Source organism: Spirosoma aureum, from assembly GCF_011604685.1.
GTDB classification, from domain to species: Bacteria; Bacteroidota; Bacteroidia; order Cytophagales; family Spirosomataceae; genus Spirosoma; species Spirosoma aureum.
The window spans coordinates 3021588-3033795 of record NZ_CP050063.1; the positions used below are offsets into that span (position 1 = coordinate 3021588).

At 45.7% G+C, this 12208-nt stretch carries 6 protein-coding genes; all 6 read left to right on the forward strand.

All coding sequences use genetic code 11. The features are described 5' to 3' along the window. The first annotated feature begins 461 nt into the window (after nt 1-461). The 6 genes from G8759_RS11940 to G8759_RS11965 all read left to right on the forward strand — a co-directional run bounded on the left by G8759_RS11940 (nt 462) and on the right by G8759_RS11965 (nt 12188). On the forward strand, nt 462-3722 hold the full coding sequence (locus G8759_RS11940; protein WP_167208208.1) for a SusC/RagA family TonB-linked outer membrane protein: 3261 nt from the start codon (nt 462-464) through the stop codon (nt 3720-3722). A 45-nt stretch (nt 3723-3767) separates the two neighbouring features. After that, entirely contained in the window at nt 3768-5252 is a 1485-nt protein-coding gene (locus G8759_RS11945) for a SusD/RagB family nutrient-binding outer membrane lipoprotein (protein ID WP_167208210.1), read from the forward strand. 262 nt (nt 5253-5514) lie between these two features. Next, nucleotides 5515-8751 carry a SusC/RagA family TonB-linked outer membrane protein gene (locus G8759_RS11950; RefSeq protein WP_167208212.1) on the forward strand — a complete coding sequence of 1079 codons (3237 nt, stop codon included), beginning with the start codon at nt 5515-5517 and terminating at the stop codon, nt 8749-8751. A 21-nt stretch (nt 8752-8772) separates the two neighbouring features. Beyond that, nucleotides 8773-10320: a SusD/RagB family nutrient-binding outer membrane lipoprotein gene (locus tag G8759_RS11955; protein ID WP_167208214.1), complete on the forward strand. Its 1548-nt coding sequence runs from the start codon at nt 8773-8775 to the stop codon at nt 10318-10320. 798 nt (nt 10321-11118) lie between these two features. Next, entirely contained in the window at nt 11119-11640 is a 522-nt protein-coding gene (locus tag G8759_RS11960) for a hypothetical protein (protein ID WP_167208216.1), read from the forward strand. Nucleotides 11641-11729: 89 nt separating this feature from the next. Next, a complete protein-coding gene (locus G8759_RS11965; protein WP_167208218.1) occupies nt 11730-12188 on the forward strand; it encodes a hypothetical protein in 459 nt (152 codons plus the stop codon). Nucleotides 12189-12208 lie beyond the last annotated feature (20 nt).

Sequence of the window (12208 nt, forward strand, 5' to 3'; positions counted from 1 at the left end):
CAAAGCCCTTACCCATTTTATATATACTTCAAAGAAAACGGATAATTAATGCACGGCTAATTTTTACAAATTAAATATTCCTTTATATACTTTAAGTATAAATACGCAGTGATTTTAGTAATAAGTATATTTCTAGGTAAATATAACTAATCTAATTTTTGGGTAAGATTTTCAGTCATTGAGTAAGATTTTCGATACTTGAAAAAACAATATTATTACTCATTTTGTTGCTATGAATTTTTAGGGAATTTTAATTTTTAATCCCATTTTAATGTATACGTTATAGATTGATTATCAAAATATTAAATCCAACTTAAGTAATTATATCAGAAAAGGTAATAAGTCTAACTATTTATTCGGCATAATCTACCGAATAGGAAATTTTGTTGTGAATTAATTTTTGTACAATTTTGATATAAGTTTCTTTGTAAACTTATTATTAACCTAGACGAATTTGCTTTATGAGAAAACATCTAATTGCACAGCTAATGCTGTGCTTTTTCAGCTTGCCGTTGCTAGCCCAGGACATAGCAGTCAGCGGTAAAGTCACATCGACAGAAGACGGCTCACTACTTCCTGGAGTAAACATTACTGTAAAAGGTACATCGCGGGGGGCAAGTACAAATGCCAGCGGTGAGTATGAGTTAAATGCACCAGCGGGCTCAACGCTGGTTTTTAGTTTCATAGGCTTCATCTCACAAGAAGTTAAACTTGGTAACCAATCAATTATTAATGTAAGTCTTGTATCCGATGCTGCGCAACTCCAGGAAGTTGTTGTAACGGCGCTTGGTATTAAACGGGATGCGAAATCAATATCGTTCGCTACGCAACAGGTCAGTGCTGAGCAGCTGACAGTAACCCGTCAACCCGATGCGGCTAATGCACTGGCCGGTAAAGTTGCTGGTTTGCAGGTGCTAAGCCAGGCCGGTTCAAAACTTGGTTCAGGGGCCGTTGTTCGTATTCGCGGAGCAGCTTCACTGGTCGATAAAAACCCACTCTACGTAATCGATGGCACCCCGCTAACAAGTGATAGCGATACCCCTGGTTCACTCGATATCAATTCAGATGACATCGAAAATATCTCTGTTTTGAAAGGGCCTAACGCAACGGCCCTGTATGGTCAGCGTGGCGATGCGGGCGTTATTGTGATTACGACAAAAAAAGGGCTGAACCGAAAAGGGATTGGAGTCGACATCAACAGTACAACGACTTTCGAGCAGATTAACATTATCCCTAAGTATCAGAACCAATACGGGGGCGGGGGTGAATCTGACTGGCGTACATTTACCTGGGCAGCAGGCAATCCGGCAGAATGGAAGGCGCTTGATGGGAAGCGGTACCACGATTATTCGGATGATGCGTCGTGGGGACCAAAAATCGACGGTGGTGAGTATATACCCTGGTATGCCTGGTACCCAAACAATCCGTATTCGTTTAAGACAGCCGCTTATACGGCGCAGCCAAACAACGTCCGCGATTTCTACAACACTGGCCGTTCGTTTAACAACAGCATTAGCCTGAAGGGCGGTGGGGCTGGTTATACGTTGCGTATGTCTTACACGAATCTAGACCAAACAGGTATTTTACCCAGTACGTCACTGAAGCGGAATTACATTACAGCGGCTAGTACCTTTGATCTGGGGCAACACCTGACAGCAGGGGTTAACCTGAACTTCACGACAGAGCACTTACTGGGTAATTTCGGCGATGGATATGGTAACTATTCAGGAGCGGGATCATTCAACCAGTGGTTTCACCGGGACCTTGATATGGGCATTATCAAGGAATTGCAGGATTTTAGAACACCAACAGGAAACTTTGCCAGCTGGAACCATACGAACCCAACTGCTACAACTAACTTCACAACGGCAGGTTTTAACAAGGGGAATTACTGGTACAACTGGTATTCTTATCTGAATAGTATTAACAATACGAGCAACCGCGACCGACTGTTTGGCGACGTGAACCTGACATATAAACTGAACGACCATTTTCGAGTACAAGGCTGGATGCGCCGGAATCAGCGCAACTCGAATTACGAGAATAAAACGCCAACGATTATTGAAACCAGTGGTGGTCAGACAGGGCAGAAGGCGACCTATACAACAGGTCAGATCACAGAGCGCGAAGATAACTACGAGTTCCTGGCGACCTACGATAATCACTTTGGCGAGTTTGATGTGAATGCCAACGTCGGTGGCAACATTCGCGACAATATGTACACGCGTGTCGATCTGTCTACGAATGGTGGCTTATTTGTGCCGGATTTGTTCACGATCGGTAACTCCCTGCAGGCATTTACGCAGACAAATAACCGATTCCGCAAAACCGTTCGAAGTGCTTATGCACGGGCTTCGTTGGGATGGCGTAGTCTGGTATATCTAGAAGTAACAGGACGTAATGACTGGAGCTCGGCATTACCGGCCAATAACAACTCCTACTTCTATCCATCGGTAGGTGGCAGCTTCGTTTTCTCCGAGTTGACCCGAGGAGCGCTTCCATTCCTGTCGTTTGGTAAACTACGTGGTAGCTGGGCACAGGTCGGATCGGACCTGAATCCCTATCAGCTGGCATTGACGTATGCTGTCGATCAGGCCAAATATAATGGCGTTAATAGCCTGATGACGACGCCTAACTTATTGCCTAATGCTGGAATTATCCCGTCTTTGTCGTCGGCTTACGAAGCGGGGATTGACTTACGCTTCCTAAAAAGCCGTCTGGGTTTAGCTGTTACATACTACCACGAGAATAAGATCAATGAGATTCTGAATGTTGATGTAACTGCTACCAGTGGATTCACCCAAAAAGTAATCAATGCCGGACGGATCGAGCGGGATGGGGTTGAAATTCAACTGGATGGTAAACCCGTTGTTGGTAAAAACTTCAACTGGGATATGACCCTGAACTTTGCCGTAAACAATTCGCGCATTATTAGTCTGGCACCTGGTGTAAATTCCATTCAGGCAACATCGGCAATACCGTTCGGTCAGACGACTCAGTCCTACACCACCAACGATGCGTTTAATTATGCCTATGTTATTCACTCAACGGGCGTCGATAACGGCGGAAACAACCGTTGGGGGCAACTTCGTGGCAATGGCATTGTTTACAAAAATGGTCAGCCTGTGCTGAATTCTGATGGCACATACCAGTTCGCGACAAACCAGTACTTTGGCTCTGTACTGCCAACGTTTACAGGTGGTTTTGTGAATACAATACGGTATAAAGACATTTCGCTTGCTTTCAGTATCGATTACCAGAAAGGTGGTAAATACTTCTCACTGTCGAACTTCTGGGGAACCTATTCCGGGCTTTATGCCGAAACCGCTGCGACAAATGACAAAGGCAAAAATGTTCGTGATGAGGTAGCCGATGGCGGTGGTGTACATGTAAAAGGCGTTAACGAAAATGGCGAAGCCGTTGATACGTATGTTGGAGCCTATGACTATTACCACCAGTTTGGGAATAACTCAATCATCGACAATTCGGTGTTCGATGCGTCGTATGTAAAACTGCGTGAAGTAAGCGTGGGTTATCGGTTACCAATCAGAGCAAACAAATTTGTTCAGAGCATCAACGTCTCTGTAGTAGCTCGTAACCCCTGGTTAATCTATGCAACCAATCGCAACATAGATCCCTCAGAATTGTCGCAGCGTTTTGGTGAGAATGGCCAGCAGCCTGGCACGCGCTCACTTGGTTTCAACATTCGGTTAGGTCTCTAAAAACAGTCTGGGCCGCATCGGCTCAGCTTATCCATAAGCTTACACATGATAACGATAAAAAATAAAGTTCTGGCGCTCAGCCTCCTCACTGCATTGGGTTTTATGACCAGTTGCAGCGATTTTGGTAATGAAAACGTAACGCCCAATGCGGCTCTTACGCCAGTTACGTCGGCTCTGCTAACGGAGGCTATTACGGGCGTTCCACCTACAACCGCAACGGGAGCCTTGTTAGACGGGGTTGCCGGTCGTTTGACGGGATTGGCTCCTGAGCCACGCTTGTTTGCGCAATACTGGTCGCAGACTCAATACCCTGAAAGCTCACTTTACTCGACAACATTTGCTGACTGGAGCCGATACTACGCCGTTACGCTTGAGGATCTGCAAACGATTATCAATTACAATAACGATCCGGCTACGAAAGCCTACGTGGCACAGTTTGGCTCAAACAACAACCAATTGGCCATTGCTCGAATCCTGAAAGCATATATGTATTGGGTAACGACGGATCGTTGGGGCGATATTCCATACTTCGGTGCGTTGAAGCAGGATACCCAGGTTAAATATGATTCGCAGCAGGCCATTTATGCTGACCTCTTCAAGGAACTGAAAGAAGCGTCTGCTCAGTTTGACGGCGGTACTGTGTTCAGCGGGGATATCATCTACAGTGGTAGTGCGGCAAAGTGGAAGAAATTTGCCAATTCGATGCGAATGCTGATGGCTCTTCGACTCACGAAAGTAGATCCGGCTACCGCCAAAACAGAGTTTACGGCTGCGTATGCGGATGCGGGGGGCTACATAAGCGCCAATGCCGATAATGCGCTCGTGGCTTATACCGATGCAAACCAATTCCGGAATCCTGATAACGCCTTGTTCGATGGCCGTGATGATTATGGTGTCAGTGATGTGCTGGTCAATAAGCTGAAAGACCTGAGTGATCCGCGATTACCGATTTATGCCGCACCGACTACGGCTGGTGACTACTCCGGATTGCCTTACGGGCTGAACCGTAACCTGTTGATTCAGTATACAGGGGCGAATGATTTCTCGCGGCCGGGAACCAAAATCCTGGCAAAAACGCAACCGGGCTATATAATTACGGCCTCGCAAATGTTACTTGCCAAGGCAGAAGCAGCCGTTCGGGGCTGGATTACAGATGATGCCACGATTGCCTACAATGCGGCTATTCGGGCATCCTGGGAGCAGTATGGAGTGTATGACGCAGCTAAGTTCACGGCTTATACGACCAGTGCAAAAGTTGCCCCAACAACAGCTGACTTCCTGGCTAAAATCGGTGATCAGCGTTGGATTTCACTTTACCCGAATGGTACTGAAGCCTGGACAGAATGGCGTCGTACGGGTTATCCCGACCTAAAACCAACGCCATATGCTGTCAATGAAAGCAAGCAGATTCCGCGTCGATATGGCTATCCCAATACTGAACCAACACTGAATACAACAGCCTATAATGAGGCAATAGGCAAGCTGACAAATGGTGATAAAACGAGTTCCCGCGTTTGGTGGGATAAGTAATTTTCGATAGTCAAAAACCCTTTTTCGAAGCGGAGACTTTTTTGAAGTCTCCGCTTTTGCTTTTAGGGTATATGGGTATCGGGTAATATGCTTTGTAATTCTATTGTGTATTCGGCTTTATGGCTTATTTATCTTGTTTTGGAAATTGACCCATCAATTAAGTATAAATATGGTGACTCATTGAGATGACTTTAAGCAATTCTTAATATCTTTGAAGCTAGTGAGTAAATAGAGTATTACTTCTTAACTTAAACTTTGTGATATGTACAAATTTCTACTGACGCAGTTCCTACTGTGTTTACTAGCTATTCCTTTGCTTGCCCAAAATCGGGGCATCACTGGAAAGATCACTTCATCAGAAGACGGTTCGTTGTTACCAGGAGTTACCATCCTGATCAAAGGGACAAACCAGGGTACAACAACGAATGCCGATGGCACCTACCAGCTTAATGCCTCAAAAGGCGATGTAATTCAGGCCAGCTTTATTGGTTTCGCTACGGCCAGCGTTAAGCTCGAAAATCAAACAACACTTGATTTTTCTCTTAAACCCGATGCATCTCAACTTCAGGAGGTTGTTGTAACGGCCCAGGGCGTTCGGAAAAGCCAGCGTGAAATCGGCTATGCCATTTCAAAAGTGCAAACCGAAGATGTAACGGTTGGTCGTTCGCCACAATTAGCGCAGGCACTTTCCGGTAAAGTAACTGGACTGGCCGTGTATAACATCAATAACAGCGTTGATCCCGCCGTAAAAGTCGTTTTACGGGGTTATCGCTCATTAACCGGTAACAACGAAGCCCTGGTGGTTCTCGATGGTATGCAAACTACCTCGACTGTATTGGCACTCATCAACCCAAATGATATTGAGAGCGTAACGATATTGAAAGGTGGTCAGGCCGCGACGTTATACGGTTCGGCTGGTATCAATGGCGCCATTTTAATTACAACCAAAAAGGGTGTGAAGGGAAAGCTGAAGGTGTCGTACTCGAACAGCACGAACTTTGATCAGATCAGCTTCATGCCTCAACTTCAGGATAAGTATGGCTCCGGATCACATTATGCGACTGCCTTTGGTACAACTGGCTACAAGGCTGATTATCTGGAGCGCATGAAGGACAACTGGCGCTCGTATGAAAACCAGCAGTATGGCGATGCATTCGATGGTTCGATCCGCATGCAGGGCCGGACAACTGAAGATGGGGGGCAACTTATGTTACCCTATTCGGCTATTCCAAATGCTCGCCGGAAAGCTTTTAATACGGGAGTGTCAGTAAATAACCAGGCGAGCTTCCAGGGGGGCGACGAAACCAGTTCGTTCTACATGTCGATTGAAAACCAGAAAATTGCGGGTATTGTACCTCATGACCAAAGCGAACGGACGGGTACCCGCATGTCGGCTACGAAAGAATATGGTAAAGTGACCGCCAGCTTTAACGCTGCCTTCACCCAGGCAAATTATGATCGTACCTCATCCGATTTTTACAATGATGTACTCAACCAGCCTTCAAACCTGCCGTTAAACGACCTGCGCGACTGGCAAAACAACAAGTTTGCCAATCCCAACGGTTTCTATAACGACTATTACAACAACCCGTATTTTAATGCCGACAATAACCGGATGAAATACAAAGATGCTAACCTGAACGGTAACTTGAACCTGAATTTCAGACCGACCAGCTGGCTATCGTTCAATGAGCGGATAGGGGTGATGAATAACTCCCGGACAGGCAAAAATACGACGGGTAAGTTTTTATATTCGGACTGGGCTAAAAGCAAATCGTTTATTCCGGCTCCCTTTTTCCGCGATGGTGATGGAACGGGTATCTACCGCGCCATTACGGATATCCTGGGCTCGGTGCTGGATTATTCGGGAACGGAGAATGTTATTAACAACGAGTTTCAGGCTACAGCATCCAAAGATTTTGGACCATTGTCTACTAAACTGTTGTTAGGTAGTAGCTTGTACCAGCGCACAACCAAGAGTATCGGTGTAGGATCGACTTCGATTGTCGTACCTGATATCTACAACGTATCGAACCGTCAGGGCGAACTACAGGGTGGAGAGATTACAACGCAGGAACGCCGTCTGGGTTATTATGCTGACCTCACAATGAACTATAAAAACTGGTTGATACTGAATGGTTCGTTCCGTTTCGATCAGACATCCAAGTTCTTTAAACCCACTCGTCCAACCAACTACTGGTCTTATCCATACTATGGAGCCGCTCTTTCCTTTATTGCGACGGATGCCTTCCCAAGGATACAGAGTTCGTTCCTGAACTACATGAAGTTGCGGGCGAATTACAACAAAAACGCTAACGACAACATTCCGTTGTATGGGCTGGATCTAACCTATCCGAACGGAGCAGGCTTTCCATATGGCAATACGGTTGGCCTGACAGTAGGAAACACGTTGCCCGATGCTAATTTAAGACCGGAAAACGTTTATTCTGGCGAAGTTGGAGCTGAATTCCAGTTGCTCAACAACCGGATTAATATTGACGTATCCGCTTACTCGCAAACCTCTAAAGGGCAGGTTATTACGGTTAGAATTCCAAACACGACCGGGTTTCAGAACCTGCTGATCAACGTCGGCGAAACCAAAAACTGGGGTTACGAAGCTGAGTTTAAATACCTGATTGCCAGAGGAGGTAAATTTTCGTGGGATGCCAGCGTACGGTATTCTTACAACGATAACAAAGTTGTTGACCTCTATCCGGGCATCACAGAATTCCAGTACGGTGGATTTTCTTACGCCAATACGAACGTAATTAAAGATATGCGTTTCCCTTACCTGAAAACCGACGGCTATCAATATGCGCCGGATGGATCAGGTCGTGTACTGGTTAACGCAACCACGGGCTATCCATTGCGTCAGACTACCTTAACGGGTCGGGGTGGTGTTCTGCCCCGGCATATTGCTGGGCTGGGTTCGAAAATCGAGTACGGTGATTTTGGCTTTACGTTTAACTTCGAATACCGGGGTGGCAACGTAATGTTCAGCGATCTGGGTCGGCAGATGACCTTTACCGGAACAGGTAAATGGACCGAAGACCGTGCACCGCACATCTTCGCGAATTCAGCTTATCTGGGCCCTGATGGAACAACGGTGATTCCGAATACGAGCGTTAATGTACGCGAAGCTGAATATTCTTTATGGGTAGATAACTACCGGCTGATCTCGGAGAACTTTGTTACACCAGCCTGGTTCATCAAACTGCGTGACATTAACCTGTCCTATCGTTTGCCCCAGAAATTGCTGTCTAAAACGAAAATCTTCTCGGGAGCCAGCATTGCCTTGTATGGCCGGAATCTTATCACCATTGTCGATAAGCTCAACTACTATACGGATCCTGAGTTTAGTTACCAGGGTAATCCGCTACCAGGAAGCCAGGCAACGTCAACGCCGACCACTACGTCAGCTATCGGCCTTGGTATTAACACCACGGGCCAGACTCCACCTGTACGTCAGTATGGGGTTAACATTAACCTTTCGTTTTAATCACCCAACGATTGACTTGACATGAAATTCAAAACAATAATTATAGCCGCTTTAGTGGCCGTGATTGGTACGAGCTGTGATCCGAAATCATATCTGGACGTTAACACCAATCCGAATCAGTTGCCAACCGCTTCACCGAGCTTTGTCTTTACGAATGCCCTGAATACGTCAGCCAGAAATATTGCTGGAAATACAGATGGACAGGGATCAAGCGAAATCGGTTTCTACTGGTCTGGCCAATGGACGCAGGGTAATGGGTATATCATCAATACGGCTCAATTCGCCTATCAATTTACCAATGGCGATTTCAACTATTGGGACCCGTATTATGATAATTTGCAGGATTACCAGTTTGTAATCGACAATGCTGACGCAAATAGCCAGAAGTATCTGAAAGGGCCCTCAAAAGTCATGAAAGCCATGCTGTACCAGCAATTGGTCGATATGTATGGGAATTTGCCGTATTCAGATGCATTGAAAGCGACAACGTCGCTGGCCCCAAAATTCGATGATCAGAAAGCGGTCTACGAATCGCTTATTGCCTTGTTAGACGAGGCTATTACGGATTTAAAAGCCAACGCCTTTGCCAGTGCTTTTACTGGTTCCGATATTGTCTTCGGTGGTAATATTACCAAATGGGTTCAATTTGCCAACTCCCTCAAAATGAGAATTCTTATTCGTCAGTCTAAAGTTTCAGGGCGCGATACGTATATCAAAACTGAAATCAATAAGATTGTTACTGAAGGTTCTGGTTTTATTACGGCATCAGAGGTTGCGGTTGGTGGGCCTTCGTTCTTTTTAGCGACGGCCGGGAAACTAAATCCTGTATACGACCGCTGGGGTTATGACGCTAACGGCGCAAAACGAGCTCTTAACAACTATCCGCGGTTAACGCAGTTTCTCGTCAATAGCCTCAAAGCGTCTGGTGATACCCTACGCCTGAAGCGGATTGCCTATGCCAATGGCGGTGAGAATTCCAGTACGCCGGGCGTAAGTACCCTCAAAGAAGTCGCAGCTAACTATTCTGGTACACCGTTTGGGGCCAGTTCTGGCTACTTACCCGCCAATACAACCTCGCTGGGGCCAAGTCTGATCGTGAAAGGGGAATACAACCGTCCTTACATTCTTATGACAGCCTCCGAAGTGCAATTTCTGTTGGCAGAAGCGAAACAACGCTATACAGATGTAACACTACCGAATACTGCGAAAGCATATTTTGAAGAAGGTATTGTTCAGTCGTTCCGTGTCCTGGGAGCAAATACTGCCGGTGCTGCAGCTTTTAAAGGTAGCAAAATTCAAAACTATGACTGGGATGCATCGACTGATAAATTGGCCGCGATAGCTATTCAGAAATGGATTTCGTTCGTAAACTTCAACGGTCTGGAGGCCTGGGCTGAATACCGACGGACGAACCTGCCGGTTATTCCGCAGAGTATTCAGGTGCCTGACAACAAACGTCCAGTGCGGTTTTTCTACCCCAATACGGAGTCTGGTTCAAATACGGCCAACGTAACCGCTCAGGGCAATATTGACGCATTTGCGACGAAACTGTTCTGGGACGTAGACTAAACGACCCGGATCGTTTTCTGAAAAGGAGGCTCATCAATTTGATGACCTCCTTTTTTTTGCCAGAAGCTGTTTACCACCGTTTAGCTGGCGACAGAACATGACCGATTTAGGCGGTTAGTACAAAACTAATTTTGAAACCAATAAGGATGTTCTCTACTACAGTTGATTAACTTTAGAGAGACACAATTTAAACTGATTAAAAATTTCACTGATAATAAAGTAAGTAGTAATTCTGGCGCTATTATTGTAGGGTTTTTAGAAATAATAGAATTGCGAGTTCGATTAGGTTATCCTCATCAAGGTGTCTGATCTTATTTGTTGATTGAGAAAAAAACAAAAAAACGAGCCGACAATGTCAGCCCGTTTTTCGCATTACGCTTTATCCAACTATTAAATTATTCTAAAATGAAGCATCTTACCCGATGGCCGAATCGATTTGGCCATTGAGATTGGGTATATGCGGCTACAAAGAACCTATCCTTTCTAACAGGCTAACATACCGTCGAATAAATAAAGTCCCTGAGTACATTGCAGACCACTAATCGGTTTACAAAAAGTATAGCTATTAATATATTTAATATAATTATTATGTGTTTATGGTGATGCCAATGCGTAGTATTTACTAAGCGGTAGTTACTGATTTATAGCGAAAATATCTTATTTTTTAACCAAATGGTCTTATTGCAGGACTAGTCGTTTCGCTGAAAATAGCTACTACATACCCACATATCAGCGATCTGAAAGACAAACCTTTTCGGGAAATCCAAGTTATTCTAAACACAAATAGTACTCAACGCCATGGAAAACGACACGAAAGACGTAAAGCGCGACGATGCGCAAATTAACGGACGGACCAAAGGCCCTTTTGGTTCGGATGACGCCGATGTCGATCGGCGCGAACAGGATAATAAACATCAGTACGAGCAGGAAAACTCCGCCAACGGTCTGGATAGTCAGCAAGTTCGTGGAGGGCAGGATGGCCGCAATGATCGTGCCATTGGAAGTACGGATATGGATGGTAAAAATGGTATTCTGCGTATGGGCGATCAGGATAACAGTACCATGGAGGTAACGCAGGAGGGCATTGATACTGCTGTTGGCGATCAGGGAAAAACAAACACGGCTATGGTCGATGTAACTACGAGCGGCCCCGACGATTATGCCTCTGCCGACAAAGTAGATACTCCTGAAGCACAGAAAGAAGCTAAGAAACAGGACGATAAAGCAAAAGCTGACGAGTCTGCTGATGACTCGCAGGAGGAAACCGATCACGATATTGCGCATACGGGGACCGATCTTAACAATCAGCCAACTTACTGATATAGTCAACGAATACTGATTGTGTAATGAGTTCTCGATTGAGCAGATTACCGATCACATTACTAACTCAACACTAAACCAACAACGTTATGAGCGTAAGTAGTAAAAGCCGCAAAGAAAGCACGGAGTCGTATGCTGCTCAGCAGATGCACAATACAATGGGCATTGCTCCTGAATTGGCACAACTGAACGATAAGAATCTGGATAACGAATTGCCATCTCGAGTCGCATCCAGTAGCGATACCGATGTGCCGGGTGATGTTGAGGAGGCCGAGGCACGGGCAGCGACCGAAGATAATCAGCCTACCGCTGCCGATGTCGAAGAAGCAAAGCGAGCGTCTTGGGGACAGCCGCCATTGTCTGTCGATGCCGACGACGCATCAACCGATGAAGACAATCCAATGACGGCCTATCAGCAGCCAACAAACGACACTACCGTATCGGATTCCGGAAAAGTAGCCGATGCTGACTGGAACCGTAGCACGTCGGAAAGCTCAGTTCCCGTAAATCGGACCGATGAGCCAGACCGGACTCTGGGAAATTCATAGGGATTAATTTTAAGTGAAAT